The sequence below is a fragment of the Mesorhizobium sp. M1C.F.Ca.ET.210.01.1.1 genome (assembly GCF_004791585.1).
In the GTDB taxonomy this organism is placed as follows: Bacteria; Pseudomonadota; Alphaproteobacteria; order Rhizobiales; family Rhizobiaceae; genus Mesorhizobium.
The window spans coordinates 54873-72677 of sequence record NZ_SRUU01000025.1; the positions used below are offsets into that span (position 1 = coordinate 54873).

Annotated in this window: 19 protein-coding genes and 1 pseudogene; 11 read left to right on the forward strand and 9 right to left on the reverse strand. The window is 64.8% G+C overall.

Going from position 1 to position 17805, the window contains the following annotated elements; translation table 11 throughout:
* Positions 1–41 precede the first annotated feature (41 nt).
* Together EN853_RS24185 and EN853_RS24190 are read right to left on the reverse strand one after the other, a co-directional pair.
* Complete coding sequence (locus EN853_RS24185) at positions 42–1211, reverse strand: PLP-dependent aspartate aminotransferase family protein (RefSeq protein WP_127859612.1); 1170 nt, start codon at positions 1209–1211, stop codon at positions 42–44.
* Complete coding sequence (locus EN853_RS24190) at positions 1208–2644, reverse strand: pyridoxal-phosphate dependent enzyme (protein ID WP_127859613.1); 1437 nt, start codon at positions 2642–2644, stop codon at positions 1208–1210. Before EN853_RS24190 ends, EN853_RS24185 begins: the two co-directional genes overlap by 4 nt.
* Positions 2645–2975: 331 nt before the next feature.
* Between EN853_RS24190 and EN853_RS24195 the strand changes: the two genes are divergently transcribed.
* Entirely contained in the window at positions 2976–3305 is a 330-nt protein-coding gene (locus EN853_RS24195; RefSeq protein WP_127859614.1) for a hypothetical protein, read from the forward strand.
* The gene (locus EN853_RS24200; protein ID WP_127859615.1) at positions 3302–3949 is read left to right on the forward strand and encodes a cysteine hydrolase; all 648 of its coding nucleotides are present in this window, start codon (positions 3302–3304) and stop codon (positions 3947–3949) included. Before EN853_RS24195 ends, EN853_RS24200 begins: the two co-directional genes overlap by 4 nt.
* Before the next feature lie 7 nt (positions 3950–3956).
* Here the strand turns inward: EN853_RS24200 and EN853_RS24205 are convergent, their stop codons facing one another.
* A complete protein-coding gene (locus tag EN853_RS24205; protein ID WP_127859616.1) occupies positions 3957–4310 on the reverse strand; it encodes a helix-turn-helix domain-containing protein in 354 nt (117 codons plus the stop codon).
* Positions 4311–4459: 149 nt separating this feature from the next.
* On the opposite strand from EN853_RS24205, the gene EN853_RS24210 reads away from it, so the two are divergent.
* Positions 4460–5182: a type 1 glutamine amidotransferase domain-containing protein gene (locus EN853_RS24210; RefSeq protein ID WP_127859617.1), complete on the forward strand. Its 723-nt coding sequence runs from the start codon at positions 4460–4462 to the stop codon at positions 5180–5182.
* A gap of 15 nt (positions 5183–5197) precedes the next feature.
* On the opposite strand, the gene EN853_RS24215 is transcribed toward EN853_RS24210, so the two are convergent.
* Positions 5198–6538, reverse strand: a complete 1341-nt coding sequence (locus EN853_RS24215; RefSeq protein ID WP_127859618.1) for an FAD/NAD(P)-binding protein — start codon at positions 6536–6538, stop codon at positions 5198–5200.
* A gap of 716 nt (positions 6539–7254) precedes the next feature.
* On the opposite strand from EN853_RS24215, the gene tauA reads away from it, so the two are divergent.
* The 5 genes and pseudogenes from tauA to EN853_RS24245 all read left to right on the forward strand — a co-directional run bounded on the left by tauA (position 7255) and on the right by EN853_RS24245 (position 11241).
* Entirely contained in the window at positions 7255–8268 is a 1014-nt protein-coding gene (gene tauA / locus EN853_RS24225; RefSeq protein ID WP_127859620.1) for a taurine ABC transporter substrate-binding protein, read from the forward strand.
* Positions 8269–8425: 157 nt separating this feature from the next.
* On the forward strand, positions 8426–9199 hold the full coding sequence (locus EN853_RS24230; RefSeq protein WP_127859621.1) for a taurine ABC transporter ATP-binding protein: 774 nt from the start codon (positions 8426–8428) through the stop codon (positions 9197–9199).
* Positions 9196–10056: an ABC transporter permease subunit gene (locus EN853_RS24235; RefSeq protein WP_127859622.1), complete on the forward strand. Its 861-nt coding sequence runs from the start codon at positions 9196–9198 to the stop codon at positions 10054–10056. Before EN853_RS24230 ends, EN853_RS24235 begins: the two co-directional genes overlap by 4 nt.
* A 21-nt stretch (positions 10057–10077) precedes the next feature.
* Positions 10078–10263: a hypothetical protein gene (locus EN853_RS24240; protein ID WP_127859623.1), complete on the forward strand. Its 186-nt coding sequence runs from the start codon at positions 10078–10080 to the stop codon at positions 10261–10263.
* 49 nt (positions 10264–10312) lie between these two features.
* Positions 10313–11241 (forward strand): annotated as a pseudogene (locus EN853_RS24245) (TauD/TfdA family dioxygenase).
* 57 nt (positions 11242–11298) lie between these two features.
* On the opposite strand, the gene EN853_RS34130 reads toward EN853_RS24245, so the two are convergent.
* Positions 11299–11484, reverse strand: coding sequence for a hypothetical protein (locus tag EN853_RS34130; RefSeq protein ID WP_167524578.1), 186 nt, complete (start codon positions 11482–11484; stop codon positions 11299–11301).
* Positions 11485–11792: 308 nt separating this feature from the next.
* On the opposite strand from EN853_RS34130, the gene EN853_RS24255 reads away from it, so the two are divergent.
* From EN853_RS24255 to EN853_RS24265, 3 genes are all read left to right on the forward strand, one after another.
* A complete protein-coding gene (locus tag EN853_RS24255) occupies positions 11793–12155 on the forward strand; it encodes a septal ring lytic transglycosylase RlpA family protein (protein WP_126086735.1) in 363 nt (120 codons plus the stop codon).
* A gap of 235 nt (positions 12156–12390) precedes the next feature.
* On the forward strand, positions 12391–13668 hold the full coding sequence (locus EN853_RS24260; protein WP_127859624.1) for a polyhydroxyalkanoate depolymerase: 1278 nt from the start codon (positions 12391–12393) through the stop codon (positions 13666–13668).
* A gap of 263 nt (positions 13669–13931) precedes the next feature.
* On the forward strand, positions 13932–14549 hold the full coding sequence (locus EN853_RS24265) for a transglutaminase-like cysteine peptidase (RefSeq protein WP_127859625.1): 618 nt from the start codon (positions 13932–13934) through the stop codon (positions 14547–14549).
* A gap of 309 nt (positions 14550–14858) precedes the next feature.
* On the opposite strand, the gene EN853_RS24270 is transcribed toward EN853_RS24265, so the two are convergent.
* From EN853_RS24270 to EN853_RS24285, 4 genes are all read right to left on the reverse strand, one after another.
* On the reverse strand, positions 14859–15221 hold the full coding sequence (locus tag EN853_RS24270; RefSeq protein WP_127859782.1) for a helix-turn-helix transcriptional regulator: 363 nt from the start codon (positions 15219–15221) through the stop codon (positions 14859–14861).
* A 25-nt stretch (positions 15222–15246) separates the two neighbouring features.
* A complete protein-coding gene (locus EN853_RS24275) occupies positions 15247–15771 on the reverse strand; it encodes a Smr/MutS family protein (RefSeq protein ID WP_127859626.1) in 525 nt (174 codons plus the stop codon).
* On the reverse strand, positions 15768–16889 hold the full coding sequence (locus tag EN853_RS24280; protein WP_127859627.1) for a murein transglycosylase A: 1122 nt from the start codon (positions 16887–16889) through the stop codon (positions 15768–15770). Before EN853_RS24280 ends, EN853_RS24275 begins: the two co-directional genes overlap by 4 nt.
* Before the next feature lie 131 nt (positions 16890–17020).
* Positions 17021–17728 (reverse strand): Tim44/TimA family putative adaptor protein, encoded by a 708-nt coding sequence (locus tag EN853_RS24285; RefSeq protein ID WP_127859628.1) that lies wholly within the window; start codon positions 17726–17728, stop codon positions 17021–17023.
* Between the last annotated feature and the right edge of the window lie 77 nt (positions 17729–17805).

Sequence of the window (17805 nt, forward strand, 5' to 3'; positions counted from 1 at the left end):
CCGGACGAGCGGAGCGCGCGAAGGATCACCACAAAAGCAATTCAGCCCCCCAGCGCCTGCTCCAGATCGGCAATCAAATCATCTCCGTCCTCGATGCCGGCCGACAGCCGCACCAGGGAATCGGAAATGCCGATGGCTCCGCGCTTCTCCGCCGGGATCGAGCCGTGCGTCATCAGCCCCGGATGCTCGATCAAGCTTTCGACCCCGCCAAGGCTTTCAGCCAGCGTGAAGAGCTGCGTGCGTTCGAGGAAGCGCTTTGTTCCCGCCAGGTCGCGGTCGAGCTCGACCGAGATCATGCCGCCATAGGCATGCATCTGGCGCTTGGCGATCTCGTGCTGCGGATGGCTGGGAAGCCCCGGATAGATGACGCGGCGCACGTCCTTCCTGCCTTCCAGCCATTGCGCGATCTTCAGGCCGTTGGCCGAATGGCGCTCCATCCTCAGCGCCAGGGTTTTTATGCCGCGCAGCGCCAGAAAACTGTCGAACGGGCTGGAGATGGCGCCGATGGCGTTCTGCAGGAATTTCAGCCGGTCGGCCAAATCCTGGTTGTCGCCGACCACGGCCACGCCGCCCACCATGTCGGAATGGCCGTTCAGGTATTTCGTCGTCGAATGCACGACGATGTCGATGCCGAGCTCCAGCGGCCGCTGGATATAGGGGCTGGCGAAGGTGTTGTCGGCGACGGTGATGAGCCCCTTGCGCCTGGCGAGCGCGGCAAGGCCTTCGAGGTCGACGATGCGCAGCAGAGGATTGGTCGGCGTTTCGAGCCAGAGCAGTTTTGTCTCCGGCCGGATCGCGGCTTCGACGGCGGCGAGGTCGGTGAAGTCGGCGAAGCTGACCTGCAAGCCCGCCGAGCGCTTGCGCACCCGCTCCATCAGCCGGAACGAGCCGCCATAAATGTCGTCGGTAGCCACCACATGGGCGCCGGCATCGAACAGCTCCAGCACCGTGGCGATCGCCGCCAGGCCGGAAGCGAAGGCGAAGGCCTTCGTGCCGCTTTCGAGGTCGGCGACGGCGCGCTCGAAGGCAAAGCGCGTCGGGTTCTGGCTGCGGGCGTATTCAAAACCCTTGTGCACGCCGGGCGACTGCTGGCCGTAGGTGGAAGTGGCGTAGATCGGCACCATCACCGCGCCGGTCGTCGGGTCGTGGCTCTGGCCGCCATGGATGGTGCGGGTGGAAAAGGCCAGGCGGTTCTTGCCAGTCGTCGTCATTTTGCGCGGCGCCTCAGATGGTTGATCAGGTCGATACGGGTTATCAGGCCGATGAACTCCTCGCCATCGAAGACGATGGCTACCTCGTTGCGGTCGAAGACGGGAAGCAGCGCATCCAGCGTCTGGCTGGCCTGCAACGTGTGCAAGGTCGAGGTCATGGCCGAGCGCACCGGCGCGTTGAAGCGGTCCCAGCGGCCGTCATAGGGGCCGTCGACCTTGGCCAGGATGTCGCTCTCGTCGACGATGCCGACCAGCTTGCCCTCGTCGAGCACCGGCAGTTGCGAGACGTCGGAGCGGCGCATGCGGCCATAGGCGTTGAGCAGGCTCTCCTCCGGGCCGACCCAGACGGTGTCGCCGGTGCGGTAGGTGCGCATGACGAGGTCGCGCAGGTCGCCATGCTGTTCGCGCTCGGCAAGGCCCTGCTCGGCCAGCCAGAAATCGTCGAAGACTTTCGACAGATATTTGTTGCCGCTGTCGCAGACGAAGGTGACGACGCGCTTGGGCGATGTCTGCTCACGGCAATAGCGGAGCGCGGCGGACAGCAGCGTGCCGGAGGAGGAGCCGGCCAGGATGCCTTCCTTCGACAGGAGATCGCGCACCGCCAGCATGCTCTGCTTGTCGGGGATGGAATAGGCCTTCTTCACCAAGGACAGGTCGGCATTGGGCGGCACGAAATCCTCGCCGATGCCTTCGACGGTCCAGCTGCCGGCCTCTTCCATCTTGCCGGTCTTGATCAACGGCGCCAGCACCGAGCCGACCGGATCGGCCAGCACCATCTCGGTCTTGGGCGAATGTTTGGCGAAGTAGCGGCCGAGGCCGGTAAGCGTGCCGCCGGAGCCGACGCCGACCACCACCGCGTCGACATCGCCGTCAAGCTGGACAAGGATTTCCGGGCCGGTCGTGGTCTCATGCGCCAGCGGATTGGCCGGATTGGCGAACTGGTTGGCATAGTAGGCGCCGGGGATTTCGGCGGCGAGCTTCTCGGCCATGTCCTGGTAGTATTCGGGATGGCCCTTGCCGACATCGGAGCGGGTCATGCGCACCTCGGCGCCCAAAGCGCGCAGATGCTGGATCTTCTCGCGCGACATCTTGTCGGGCACGACGAGGATGATGCGGTAGCCTTTCGGAATGCCGACCTGGGCAAGGCCGAGGCCGGTGTTGCCGGCGGTGGCCTCGACGATGGTACCGCCGCGCTTCAGCGCGCCCGCCTTCTCGGCCGCCGCGATCATCGACAGCGCGATGCGGTCCTTGATCGAGCCACCGGGATTCTGGCTTTCGAGCTTGATGAACAGCCGGCATTTGCCGGTGTCGAATTTGGTGAGCTCGACGATCGGCGTCTGGCCGATCAGGTCGAGCACCGAGCCGTAAGGCGGGCGCAGCCTCGTCAGAGTATTTTCCGCGCCCTCCGGCGCCGCTTTCCTGTGCACACTCATGTCCGCGCTCCATAGGGTCGAAACCAGCGTCTTTTCCAGCCGATCGCCGCTGGAAAGAAGATAGATCGTGCCAATCCGGCGGCGAGTGGAGGAATGGAATTTCACGGCGGGAAGAGGACTACCCCTCAATAGGCGTCGGCGGAACTGCGCCCCCTGGGCCGATCCTCCACAGCGTGACGGAATGCTCGCGGTCGACTCGACGGCCGATTAGGACTTTGCGGCGCGAAGGGGCAATCGACCGCCCGGTTTCAACGAACCATGTCGTTCGTTGCCGGCGCCGATTTCGTCATGCTAGCCGAATGCTGCGCGGGGCCAATGCAAGGGACAGCCGATGAAGATTTTGGCCTATGACAATTTCAAGCCCGGCGTCACGCTCGATGACCTCAGGCCCTATCTGCCGGAAGAAGTCTCGAATGTCTGGCGGCTGTGGAAGGCAGGCATCGTGCGCGAAAACTATGCGCGCGCCGATGTCGGCGGCGTCATCATCGTCTTCGAGCTCGATAGCGTCGAGGAGGCCAGGCGCTACACCGACGATTTCCCGCTGTCCAAGGCCGGGCTGCTGGAATGGCATTTCATCGCCTTCGACGCGCCGCTGCCGCTTGAATTCCTGTTCGACCCGAGCGTGGACATCGCCAAGCCCTGGGATCGGACAGCGGCATGATCCGGTCGCGCGACGGGATCGAAATCCCGACCACATTGAGGGAATGGTGCGACCCGCGCCGCATGGCGCTGGTGGTCTACGACATGCAGGTCGGCATCTGCCGCCAGGTCGAAGGCGCGGCGGCGATCGTCGAACGCACCGGCATCGTGCTGGAAGCGGCGCGATCGGCCAGCATGCGGGTGGCGTTCACGCGGCATCTGTCGCTGCCGAAAACATGGATGGGCGCAACGCAATTGCGCACCGCCATGGCCTGGCAGCGGCGCGACAACCCCGACGCGGTGCAGCCCTGGTTCCTGCGCGACGCCGACGCAACGCGCATCGTGCCCGAGCTCGCGCCGCGCGCGGACGAAGCGATATTCGACAAGCTCACCATGTCGGCCTTCGATTCCACTGCGTTCGGCTTTGCGCTGCGCGATTGCGGCGTGCGCGCCGTGGCGCTTACCGGCATCGCCATGGAGATCGGCATCGAACCGACGGTGCGGCAGGCGACCGACAACGGCTTCGTGGCTGTGGTCATCGAGGATGCCTGCGGCTTCGGCAATCGTGAAGCCCGCGACCGTTCGATGGCGACGCTGCGGTTCCTTGGCGAAGCCATCGTCACCGATGTCGCAGTCTTTCGCGACGCGCTTGCCGATGCCGGCTGACGTCCGATCAGGCCGCGGCGTCGATGTCGGTGCGGAAGCGCACCCCCTCGGCGCGGCCATGCACGTCGCCCCAGTCGTAGAGTGCCTGGAGCGCCGCGGCGAGATCGTGGCCGCGCTGGGTCAGGACGTAGCGCGCGTTGCCGTCGAGGGAGGTCTCGCGCGTTACGAAGCCGATCTCGACCAGGTCGGCCAGGCGCTGCGTCAGCATCTTGTCGGAGAGCGAAGGGATCAGCCGGCGCAGTTCGGAATAACGCAACGGTCCTTGCTTGATCCTTGCCAGGATCACCGTCTTCCACTTGCCGCCCAGAGCGTCGAGCGCGAACTCGACCGGGCAGCCATAGAGTCTACCTCGTTGTGTCATGCGACGATCCTAGGCAGGGCCCGGCCGATCGGAAAGCGGAAATTGCCCCGCCATCTGGCGGGGTTGAAAAGCCCCATCTTGTCGGGCAGCGTTTCACAGAAGGAGAGCGACGATGAGCGCACGCGGTCAATTCGCGACACCCCAAGCGCGTGGCGATCGTCATCGCCAATCCGGCCGTCTCGACCACGACCGGGTGGCCGGTGGGCTTCTGGTGGAGCGAGCTTACCCATCCTTGGTTCGTCTTCACCGAGCGCGGCTATCAGGTCGAGATCTTTTCGCCTGACGGCGGTAAGTGCGAGGCCGATGCGCTGAGCGACCCGCGCGATCCGTCAGGCTATTCGGAGAGCGACCTCATCTCGCTCGGCTTCATTTCGAGCCCGAGGCTCTTGGCCTTGGTCGATGACACGCGGCCGGTGTCGGAGATCGAGGTCGAGCAGTTCGACGCAATCGTGGTGGCCGGAGGCCAGTCACCGATGTTCACCTACGAGCGCGCGACCGATCTGCAGCGGACATTCGTCGCCTTCCACGAAGCCGCCAAGGTGGCGGCCGCGCTCTGCCACGGCACCGCGATCCTGCGCTTTGCCAGGCACGCCGACGGATCGCTGCTTGCCACCGGCAAGACGGTGACAGGCTTTGCCAATGTCGAGGAGGATTTTGCCGACAACGCCACCTGGGAGATGGGCGCGCTTGAGCGCGGCAAGCATCTGATGCCGTGGCGGATCGAGGACGAGCTGAAGGCGATCGGCGCCAACTATGTCCAGGCTGGGCTGTGGCGCGGCTTTGCCGTGCGCGACGGCAGCCTCGTCACCGGCCAGCAGAATTTCTCCGCCGCGGAAACCGCGCGGGTCGTCTGCGAGGCGCTTGGCGGCTGAAAGCCAAGCTGAAAGCTAGCCCAGCAATTGCTTGCTCAGCCTTGCGCACTGGACGCGGATATCCGGAATGGCGTCGATCTCGAAGAAGGTGCCGCGCGTCAGCGGTCCGACGGCGAGGATTTTCGACGACACCGTGCCGTCGGCCGCGATCAGCTCGCATCTGGCGGTGACGTCGAGGCCGAGGCGCAGCGGGTCCGGCCGCGCCAGGCCGCGCTCGACCAGCGAACGCACGACGCCGTTCGACGTCTTCGAGATGTCGCGGGCAATGCCCATGCAGTCATAGATGCGGGCGACTTCGAGTGTTTCGAGCGCCTGCGTGCCGCGCTGCTGGATCTTTACGGCAAAGCCATCGTTCGGCTGGATGTCGACCACTCGGCCGGCGACGAGACGGATGCGGCCCGAACGGACCGCTTCGGTGACACGCTCATAGACCTGAGGCGCCATGCGGTGGCGATGGATGTCCCACCAGGCCTTGGTGTGCTCGACAAAGCGGCGCTTGGCCGAGGACGACCAGTTCTGCCAGATCTTCTGGTTGAAGGGCCGCAGGCCGTCGACCACGTCGCGCCAGTCGCCGCCGGCCTTCTGGTTCTCGCGGATCAGGTTGCGGAACCAGCCGACGAAATAGGAAAGCTCCGTGCCGAGCGGGATGTCGGCGATGTCGAGCTTGATCGGATTGCCCTTGCGGTGCGGCGAAGGCAGCAGGCCGCGCCGCGACACCGCGACGATGGCGCCGCGATGGCCGCGCTGCTCCAGCGAAAGGAATGCGTCGACCATGCTCAGCCCCGTGCCGAGCACCAGTGCCGGGGCCTCAGGGTCGAGCGCGGTGTCGGCGTCCGAACCCATCCGGATGGCGCGGCCCTGGAAGGCGCCCGGCTGCTCGTCATGGCCGGTGGCTAAAGCGGCGAGGTGGCCGACGACGCTTGTGCCGTTGGCCAAGGCCACCTCGACGCCCGACGGCGTCGGCGAGATCGACAGGGTCTGCTCGCGGATCAGGCGCAGCCTTCCCGTTTCGCGCTCTCGTTCCTCGAGCTCGTCGAGCAGCTCTTTCAGATAGCGGGCATAGAGGCTGCGCGGCGCGTAGAACGGTCCCTGGTCCGGCGTGGCGAGGCCGCGCTCCAGCACCCAGCGGGCGAAGTTTTCCGGGTCGTCGGCATGGGCGCTCATGAGGGACGCCCTGACATTGAGCACATGGGCTGAGAGCAGCGTCGAATAGGCCATGCCCTGGCCGAAATGCGGCCGCTTCTCGATCAGCGTCACGCGAAGATCGGGGTTCGGCGATTTCAACAGATGCGCGGCCAGCACGACGCCGCTGGCGCCGCCGCCGACAATGATGATGGAATTGCCGCGTCCAACCATGGGTGAGATTCAGGAGCTGTCGAGGGCCGCGAACGAGCCTAAGCAGCCAGCACCGGCCGCCGTGAAGCAGCCGATGCCGCAGCGGTCAGGCTCACGCCACGAACGACTGGCGGTATGCGGTTCAGGTGGTCGCGCATCGTTCTCTCTCCCTAATGTTGATAAGATTACTATACTAAACCAACCGCACACGGAACCTCGTTTCAATTCCGCTGCTATCTGGGGCATGGATTTACCCGGGAAAGGTAACAGGGGGATTTTCTTTCGGTGGGCGTCTTTTTTCGTGGGCGAGCGACAGACGAATGCAGAGCGCCGGCGGCGAAGCTGCCAATCTCCCCCCTCGTGGGGGAGATGGCCGGCAGGCCAGAGGGGGGCGCGAAGGATTGCGACCGATCTCACCTTGCGATCCCCGTGACCTTGGAGCGCTGTGGCGGTGAACAAGCTTTGAAACGCCGGCGGGACAGCGCCCCCTCTGTCCTGCCGGACATCTCCCCCACAAGGGGGGAGATTGGCTGTCGCGACGGCTTTCGCCAATCTCGAAGGCCTTTACGGGGCTGGCGAACGCCTCCGCGACCGTTCTTTGCGTCCTCGTAACCAACCCCGAGCCGCTTTTTTCCAAGAAAGCCCACACGGTTGGAAGGATTTAACTCTACAAACTCGATAGAATTAACCGACGATAGAAAGGCAATCCGGTTTTCTCAGGGTTTAGGGAGCCTTTCATGTCAACCATTTCACGACGCATTCTGCTTCTGTCGTCCGCCGCACTCGCGGGCGCTGCCTTCCTCGAACCGGCCGCGGCCGAGGATTTGAAAATCACCATCGGCTATCAGACGGTGGTCGAGCCTTCGAAAGTGCCGCAGGCCGATGGCGCCTATGAAAAAGCGACCAAGGCCGCGATCGACTGGCGCAAATTCGATTCCGGCGCCGACGTCATCGCTGCTGTCGCTTCCGGCTCGGTCGATATCGGCTATGTCGGCTCGAGCCCGCTGGCCGCGGCCGCCAGCCGCGAGCTGCCGATCCAGACCATCTTCGTGGTCGGCCTGATCGGCCCGTCGGAAGCGCTGGTCGCCCGCAACGGCGCCGGCATCGAGAAGGTCGCCGACCTTGCCGGCAAGAAGGTGGCCGTGCCGTTCGTGTCGACCACGCATTACAGCCTGCTTGCCGCGCTGAAGCATGAAAACGTCGATCCGAAGTCGGTCGAGATCCTCAACCTCAGGCCGCCGGAGATCGCCGCCGCCTTCGCGCGCGGCGACATCGACGCGGCCTATGTCTGGGACCCAGCTCTCGGTCAGATCAAGACGTCCGGCAAGGTGGTGCTCGATTCCGCGCAGGTGGCGGCCTGGGGCGCGCCGACCTTCGACGCCTGGATCGTGCGCACCGACTTTGCCGACAAGCATCCGGAAGCCGTGCGCGACTTCGTCAAGGTGACCGGCGAGGCCTATGCCCGGTACCTGGCCAAGCCCGAGGCCTGGTCAGTGTCCTCGCCCGAGGCCGGCAAGATCGCCAAGCTGACCGGCGCCAAGCTGGAAGAGGTGCCGGAACTGCTCAAGGGCTACGTGTTCCCGACGCTCGAAGAGCAGGCCTCGGACAAGTTCCTCGGCGGCGCCACGGTGCAGGCCGTCGCCGCGACGTCGGCCTTCCTCAAGGAGCAGAGCAAGATCGACGCCGTGCTGCCCGACTATTCGAAATACGTGACGACCAAATATGCCAGCGAGGCGCTCGCCTCGAACTGAGCTTTTCTCCGCGCAATTCCTGGAAGGAAGACCGCCTTTCCTGGAATTGCTCGGAAGCGCGGCCTCTCTTCCCTGGCTTTGCGCTTGCCTGCCACGGGACCGCTTACGAGGAGCGGCTCTGGGGCAGGCCCCTTGACCCAACGGAGGCTCGAGTCCAATGCCGCATCTGACGCTCGACAAGGTCACCGTTCACTATGCCGGCCAGCCCGCGCCCGCGGTCGAAAGCGTTTCGCTCGACATCGGCAAGAGCGATTTCGTCGTGCTGGTCGGCCGCTCCGGCTGCGGCAAGACCTCGCTGCTCAACGTCGCCGCCGGGCTGGTCGGGCCCGCGCGCGGTCAGGCCACGATCGACGGCCGGCCGATCACCGCGCCCGGTCCGGACCGCGCCGTGGTGTTCCAGAACGATGCGCTGTTTCCCTGGCTGACTGCGCGCGAAAACGTCGCCTTCGCGCTCAGGCTGCGCGGCGTGCCCGCCGACAAACGAGCGCGGCGCGCCGACGAATTGCTCAGGCTGGTCAAGCTCGATAGTGCCGGCGACAAGCGCATCTGGGAGCTTTCCGGCGGCATGCGGCAACGCGTCGGCCTGGCGCGTGCGCTCGCCGCCGAGCCGGAATTCCTGCTCCTCGACGAGCCGCTCGGCGCGCTCGACGCGCTGACGCGCGAGCGCATGCAGACGACGCTGCTCGATCTCTGGGCGGCTGCCCAGGTCGGCGTGCTGATGGTCACGCACGGCGTCGAGGAAGCGCTGATGCTCGCCACCCGCATCGTCGTGCTGGCGCCGGGACCCGGCCATGTGGTGCGGACAATCGAGACGCATTTCGGCCGCCGCTATGCGGCCGGCGAGCCGATCCGCGCGATCAAGGCGGATCCGGCTTTTGCCGCAGCCCGCGCGGACCTGACCGATGCGATCTTCGAGGGAGAGGCGGCATGAGCATCAGCACCTACACCGAGCGCCCCGCCGCCAAGATCTCGGAAATTGACACGCTCTCGGTGCCGTGGTCGCGACCGCGGCCAAAGCGGGCGGGTGTCTCGGCGCGGCTGGTCAGCGCCCTTACCATTCTCGCGCTTTTGGCGGCATGGACGGTGTCGGCCGAACTTCAGCTTGTGTCACCAGTCTTCCTGCCCTCGCCCGCCGCCGTCTGGGCAAAACTTGTGGTGGTCGCGCGCGACGGTTTTGTCGATGCGACGCTTTTTCAGCACCTCACTGCCAGTCTGGGCCGAGTGTTCGCGGCGCTGATCGTGGCGATCGTCGTCGGCGTTCCGGTGGGTCTCGCCATCGGCATCAGCAGGATCGGGCGCGGCGTGTTCGATCCGCTGCTCGAATTCCTGAGGCCGATCCCGCCACTCGCCTATCTGCCGCTGATCGTCATCTGGTTCGGCATCGGCGAACCGTCGAAGATCCTGGTGATCGCGATCGCCATGCTGGCGCCGGTTGCGCTGTCAACCGCCGCCGGGGTGCGCGGCGTTTCGCGCGAGCGCATCGACGCGGCGCGTTCGCTGGGCGCGACGCGCGGGCAAGTCGTGCGTCATGTCGTGCTGCCCAGCACGCTGCCCTCGATCCTCACCGGCCTGCGCATCGCGCTCGGCGCCGGCTGGTCGACGCTGGTGGCGGCCGAGCTGGTGGCGGCGACGCGCGGGCTCGGCTTCATGATCCAGTCGGCGGCGCAATTCCTGGTCACCGATGTGGTGGTGATGGGCATCCTGGTGATCGCCACCATCGCCTTCGCGCTCGAATTCGTCATCCGCAGGATCGAGCGCGCGCTGGTCCCCTGGGCGGGGCGGGAATGACCTGAGCCAAGGAGAGTCACGATGACCCATTCCACCGCGGTGCTTTTCGCCCATCTCGGCACATGGCTGTTGCGCCTGCCGCCGGACGTCAAGCGATCGGAGGACGAACCGAAATCGCCGACGCCGGTGCCGCTTGCCGGCGAACGCGATCGCCTGCCGCCGGGTGACGAGAGCTTCTACTGGGCCTGGCAGTACTGGTCCCAGTGATCGGATCCCGCAGCCCGGCCCTTTCCCGAAGAGCAACCAGGAGTTTCCCATGAGCAATCCAGTCCTTGTCGACCAGATCATTCCCGCAACCGATGTCATTCCGCTGACCGCCCGTGTGGGGGCGGAAATCAGAGGCGTCCGCCTTGGCGGAAACCTGTCGGATGCCGCCATAGCGGCGATCAACGCGCTTCTTTTGAAGCACAAGGTCGTCTTCTTCCGCGGTCAGGAACATCTCGACGATTCGGAGCATGAGCTGTTCGCGCGGCGCCTGGGGGATCTTGTGCCTCATCCTACGCAAGGGCCGGTGGCAGGCACGGCCTCGGTCCTCAATCTGGACTCAAGCCGCGGCGGCGGCCGCGCGGACCAATGGCACACGGACGTCACATTCGTGGACGCCTATCCAAAATTCTCCGTCCTGCGCGGCGTCGTCATACCCGCGGCCGGAGGCGACACCATCTGGTCCAACACGCATGCCGCCTATGAGAGCCTGCCGGCGCCGCTGAAACTATTGGCCGACAATCTCTGGGCCATTCACAGCAATGCCTACGACTACGCCGCCGTGCGGCCCCGCGCCACCGCGGAGGAAAGGAAGCATTTCGAGGAGGTCTTCACCTCGACGGTCTACGAAACCGAGCACCCCGTGGTGCGCGTGCATCCGGAAACCGGGGAGCGTTCGCTGCTTCTGGCAACTTCGTTCAGCGCTTTGTCGGCCTGTCGAAAAGCGACTCCTCGAAGCTCTACGAGTTGTTCCAGACCTATGTGACCACGCCGGAGAATACCGTGCGGTGGCGGTGGCAGGCGGGCGACGTCGCGATCTGGGACAATCGAGCCACCCAGCACTATGCGGTGAACGACTATGGCGACCAGCATCGGATCGTGCGCCGCGCCACGGTCGATGGCGACGTGCCGGTCAGCGTCGACGGACGCCACAGCGTCACCCACGTCAAGACGGCCAAGCCGGCAGCAAAGGCCGCCTGAAGCCATCAGGGCGCCGCTCGTCGAACTGACGCGCGGCGCCGTCCCTTGCCGGCCGGGTCAGATGCGCGAGCGGTTCGCCCAGCCGAGGCCGAGCAGGCCGACCAGCATGGTGACGAGCCCGATATAGAGCCATTCGCTCCGGCCGGTCATGAAGCTGCCCTGGACCAGCCCGAGTCCCTGCAGCGACCATAGCATACCGATGCCGAGCACGATCAGCGCCAGCACATTCCTGATCAGTCGCATGGGCGAGGCTCTCTCTGAAAGTCGATCCTGAACAGCAGTGGGGACGCAGCAAAAGACCTCAAGGAAGCGAAGACGTTTCGCCCCATTCTACTTTCATCTTGATGGCCGATCTTGCCCGGGACATTCCGGGAATCGACCCAATGTTCATCAAGAATACGCCTGCTTAGGGTCGAAAATATCATGACAAACTGTTTCGAGGCGACTCCAAACGTGTGCATTTGCCATGGAACCGCCAGATGGTTGCCGCATTTCCTGCCTCAATCGGCACATACGGCGGGTTGTCTATAAACGGAGCCCACCCCTAAAAGATGAAGAAAACCAACCGGACCGCGCTTGTCGCGGTAACGGTCGCGGCTGGCCTGATGGCTGGCGCCTCGACCGCCTCCTCCGCCGCCGCGCAATGCGGGCGCGCCTCCTGGTACGCGCTGCATTCCAGAACCGCTTCCGGCGAGCGCATGAACCCCGCCGCGCTGACCGCCGCGCACCGCAGCTTGCCGTTCGGCACCAAGCTCAGGGTCACCAACAAGAACAACGGCCGCAGCGTCGTCGTGCGCATCAACGACCGCGGCCCGTTCGTCCGGGGCCGCGTGCTCGACCTTTCCCGCGGCGCCGCCACCCAGCTCGGCTTCATCGGCTCGGGCCACACAGCCGTGTGCATGGCGCGCGTCTGATATGTCCGACATGTCCGGCAAGAAGGCCGGACATATTTTTTACACAGTTCGGCAATGCACATTGAGCCGGCTCGGCCGTTCCAGGCGGATTTCCAACGCTTTGGACGAAAGAAGCATTGGTCACGCGACGTGACGTATTGCATCGCAACAATATCTTGTTAACCTCGCTGCGAGACATTCAAGGCTCGGCGCTGCTCGTCGGCCCTTCGGTCGTCAGGCAGCAGCGGGGTTCCCGATGTTCTACCAGCTCTACGAATTGAACCATGCGGCGCTGCAGCCCGCCCGCCTCTATGCCGACGCGGTGCGGCTCTTCTACTCCAACCCGCTCAATCCGATCTCGCACACGCCGCTCGGCCGCTCGGTCGCAGCAACTGCGGAACTGTTCGAGCGCACGACGCGCCGCTACGGCAAGCCGCAATTCGGCCTGACCAAGACCGTGGTCGACTGGAAGACCGTCGACGTCACCGAAAGAACCGTCTGGTCGAAGCCGTTCTGCAACCTCACCCGCTTCGAGCGCTCGCTTCCCGCAGGGCGCAAGCCCGATCCGAAGCTTCTGATCGTGGCGCCGATGTCCGGCCATTACGCGACGCTGCTGCGCGGCACGGTCGAGGCGATGCTGCCCCATGCCGATGTGCACATCACCGACTGGGTCGACGCCCGCATGGTGCCGCTGTCGCAGGGCAGCTTCGATCTCGACGACTATATCGACTACATCATCGACATGTTCCATGCGCTGGGCCCCGACACCCATGTCATGGCGGTGTGCCAGCCCTCGGTGCCGGTGCTGGCGGCGGTGGCGCTGATGGAAAAACGCGGCGACCCCTTCGTGCCGTCGACCATGACGCTGATGGGCGGCCCGATCGACACCCGCCGCAATCCGACCGCGGTCAATCTTCTGGCCGAGGAAAAAGGCAGCGCCTGGTTCCGCGACAACGTCATCATGCAGGCGCCCTGGCCGGTGCCGGGCTTCGCGCGCGAGGTCTATCCCGGCTTCCTGCAGCTTTCGGGCTTCATGAGCATGAACCTCGACCGCCACATCATCGCCCACAAGGACTTCTTCATGCACCTTGTGAAGAACGATGGCGACAACGCCGAGAAGCACCGCGACTTCTATGACGAATATCTGGCGGTGATGGATCTGACGGCGGAGTTCTATCTGCAGACGGTCGACACGGTGTTCGTGCGGCATGCGTTGCCGAAAGGCGAGATGACCCATCGCGGCGAGGCCGTCGATCCAAGCGCGATCCGCAACGTCGCGCTGCTGACCGTCGAGGGCGAGAACGACGACATTTCCGGCCTCGGCCAGACCCAGGCCGCGCATGACCTTTGCGTGAACATCCCGGCCGACAGGCAGGCCCACTATGTGCAGCCTGCCGTGGGCCATTACGGCGTCTTCAACGGCTCGCGATTCCGCTCCGAGATCGTGCCGCGCATCGTCGACTTCGTCACCAGCTATGGCCGCCAGACCCGGGTGGCGGCCAGGCCGAAGCTGGTTCGCCCCGCCAAGGGCTGAGCAAGCGGCTTCTGCCGCAGGCGCGTGGCGGTTTTGCGTTCGAAAATACATGAAAACAAATAGTTGAGGCGAGCCAGCAACTCTATCGAGAGCTGGTCGGCCTCAGACGGCTTATGGCGTTCGCCAACGCCTCTGTTGCGAAAGTGCCGCTGTCCGGACCGCGCGGGTAACCATGCCGCAAACTCGCCGCTGTCTCTAATTGACACGGACTGTAAATCGCCTTTAACGTTTCGTTAATAAAAGAACAGGGCGGACCGGGGACAATGAACTCCTCACCGATGGCGCGGATGCTGCGCTTGTGTGCAGTCGCAGGGCTGGCGATCTCGGCCCACTGGGCGGCGCCGGCCTGGGCGGCGGGCGCCATGACCACCGGCGGCCTGACCTCGCAGCCGATCGGGCACTATGATTTCTGCAGGGCGCATCCGAGCGAATGCAACATTCGCCCCGACAATCTCGCACCGGCCAAGATGACCGATGGGCTCTGGCGCAGGCTGACCAGCTTGACCGCCAGGATCAACGCCGCCGTCAAGCCGATCAGCGACCTCGATAATTACGGCAAGGACGAGGTCTGGACCTATCCGGACAATGGCTATGGCGACTGCGAGGACTATGTGCTGGAGAAGCGGCGCCAGCTCTACCGCATGGGCATGTCGCTTGCCGATCTCCTGATCACCGTCGTGCGCAAGCCGGACGGCGAAGGCCATTCCGTGCTGACGGTGCGCACCGACAAGGGCGACTACGTCCTCGACAACCTGACCGACAAGGTCAAAGCCTGGGACGAGACCGGCTACCGCTTTCTCAAGCGGCAGGCGATCGACAACACCGGCCGCTGGGTCTCGATCCGCGACGGCCAGCAGGTGCTGGTCGGCTCGGTGCAGTAGACCCATTGCTTCCTCATCCCAGGGCGAAGCAAGGAGCGGAGCGAAACGGCGCAGACCCTGGGATCCATGCCGTGACGATGGTGACAGGCGCAGCGGTGCAGATGGAGGCAGCTTTCCGTGCCATCGCTCTATTCTGCACCGCTGTGGCGCTCGTGGTTCACGGCCTCGGCTGATCCAAGGAGACCTTAAAAGCACGTCGCATTGAAACGGATTTAGCGACGCGCTTTAGGTCTTTGTTTTGATGCATGTCGTTGCCCCAGAACCACTGCACGCTTCTGGGCGGCATGCATTGAGCGTTCGCTAGTGGAACTACCTTCTCAACGCCGCCCGGACCGATGCGGTGATCTTGCGCAGCTCCGCCTCATCCAGCTTCTCGATGCTTTCGGCCAGCAGATTCGCCAGCTCGGTCGCGGCGGGCGACAGGCCGGACGTGTCGATCCTGACCCGGGGATGCGAGGTTTCGGCGAGGCGCGCGAGATCCTCGGCGTCGTCCCAGATGATGTTGAAATAGCCGATTATCTTCTGGATCAGCGTCCAGGTCGGTGCGCCGCGGCGGCCATGTTCCAGCGCCGACAGATAGGCGGCGCTGACGCCGATGGCCTGAGCCATCGCCTTCTGGCTGACGCCGCGTTCGGCACGCAGCGCCCTGAGCCTTTCGCCGAACGGGGTCACCGTCGCTTCCTCATGGCCGGCGTCCTCATGCGCGCGTGCGCCTGAGCCGCACATAGAGCGCGCCCGAGCCGCCATGGTTGCGGGCGGCGTGATCGTGGCTGGAGACCAGGTGGCGGAAGGCCGGCGTCGACAGCCAGTGCGGCACCGAACGCCGCAGGATGCCGTCGCCCCCCGAGGACGAGCCCTTGCCGGTGATGACCAGCACATAGCGGATGCCGCCGGCATGTGCCCGGTGCAGGAAGGTCAGCAGGAGCGAATAGGCCTCGTCCTGCGTCATGCCGTGTAGGTCGACGCGGCCCTCGATCGGCAGCCGGCCTTTCTTCAGTTTCTCGTGCGTCTGATCGTCGAGCGAATGCGAGACATGCTGCGGCTTCGGCTTTGCGGCTGGGGCCGCAACACCGTTGACCGGCGCCGCGACCGGCACCGGCTTGGGCTCGGCAATGTCGGGGATGTCGATGGCGGTCCTGCCTTTCAGCGGCCGCGTCGTGCGCGCCACGAGATTCCACAGGATCCGATCGTCCTCGCTGAGCTTGTCGTCGCGGCGGGTCATCGGCGCCCTCCGTCTACCAGCCCGTGCGGGACCAGTCCGCGCGGGATCAGCGCATGAAAATCGGCGGCGTTGCGCACGACGCCGGCGATCTCGCCGGCATCGTCGCCCGAGCCGGCGAAGAGGTCGCCGCGCGCCGGACCGGTGATGGCCGAGCCGGTGTCCTGCGCGATCATCAGCCGCCGGAACGGATTGCCGTCGAAAGCGGTGAGCGTCGGCGCGACGATATAGAAAGGCGTGCCGAAGGTGTGCAGCAGCCGGTCGACGGCGACGGAGCGGCCGGGCGTCAGCGGCACCTTGGCGGCGGCGATGGGCCCAAGCGCGGCGTCCTCGACCGGCGCTTCGCGGAAGAAGATATAGGAGCGGTTCTGCCAGAGGATCTCATCGATGCGCTCGGGATGCGCCTTGAACCAGGCGCGGATCGACTGCATCGTCACTTTTTCCAGCGGGATTTCGCTGAGCTCACTCAAGGTTTTGCCGGGACCGGTGAAGCGCTGCCCGGATTTGGCGGCATAGGTGACGCGGCAGAGCCGGCCGTCGGCCATCCTCAGCCGCGCCGCGCCCTGCACATGGATGAAGAAAGCGTCGACCTTGTCGGCAAGCCAGGCGATCTCAAGGTTGCGGCCGGAGAGCGCGCCGCGCTCGATCTCTGCGCGATCGAAATATTCGACCGGCCCTGCCGGCATATCGCGCGCGAAGGCGAGGTAGGAATCCATGCCGGCGGGGCGGTTTTTCTCGTCGACGTCGATCAGGTCGGCGGGGCGGGAAAGCAGCGGCACGGTGAACCGCTCCGTCCTGACCGGCGACGCCTCGACCTCCGGCTCGTAGAAGCCGGTGACGAGGCCGGCGCCGCCGTTTTCCGCTCCTACCAACACCGGAACAAAATGACGCTCGAAAAAAGACCGCGCCTCGGATCGATTCGCCGGCGAAACGGAGCGCGCTTCGGCATAGGCTCCGGCAAAGGCGTCGAAATCAATGCCGAGCGATCCGGTGCGATAAGGCTTGGTCAGCACATGGAAGGCGGAGCGTTTGAACGCCGCAAAAGCGGCGAGGTGATCGTCGTCGCCCCAGCCGGGCAGGTCGCCGAAGGATTTTTCACTGAAGGCGGGAGATAGCGACACGGCAGCCGCCACCTAGCGCCGGATGATTTCAGGTCGATTCGACCTGAAATCTGAATCCGGCTCCAAATCAAAGAGATAGAGCATGATGTCGTCCGAAAACCGCTTCACACTTTTCGGCATCATGCTCTAGGTCAGTCTTCTTCTTCCGTGGCGACCAGCTTCCAGTTCGGATCCCGCGAGCGGGTATCGCGGAAGAAAGTCCAGACGTCCTTGACCTCGGCGACCTTCTCGGGATCGCCGTCGATGACGGCGCCGACCTTGTCACGGGTCGCCGAAATCAGCTCGCTGACGATGCGCAGCGTGATATGCGCCTCGGTGCCCTTCATCTCGGCGGCGACGACGTCGACCTTGTCGATGCCGACGAAGGAAGACTGGATCTTTTCCGCTTTCGCCTCGCGCTCGCCGATCGCGGCGACGAAGCTGTCGTAGACTTCGCGCGACAACAGGTTCTTCAGCGTCTTGCGGTCGCCGTCGGCAAAAGCCATGACGATCATCTCGTAGGCCATCTTGGCGCCGTCGATAAAGGTCTTTGGATCGAAGGACGGATCGTTGTCCTTGATCGTGCGCAGGCCCCTGTTGAGATCGCTGTCAGGCTTGGCGAAGGCGTCGATATCGGCATAGGTCTCGGCCGCCGTTTCGCCCGGCATGCGCTTGCGCGGCAGCGACACCACATTCTCGGATTTCTGCGCCGCGTCCTGGTCGCGCGTGCGGCTTGCCGAATAAGGATCGAAGGGCGGGCGCTCGTTTCCGGTGCGACGGCCCAGCACGTTGCGCAGCTGGAAGAAGATCACAACCGCCGCAATCAAGAAGAAAATCGTGCCGAAGTCGAAGAAACCCATATCTTCCGCCAATTCGATCCCTGTCCTGGCCGGACCGCCGGAGCCCCCAACAAGGCGGCGGTCGCATGGCATTCAAC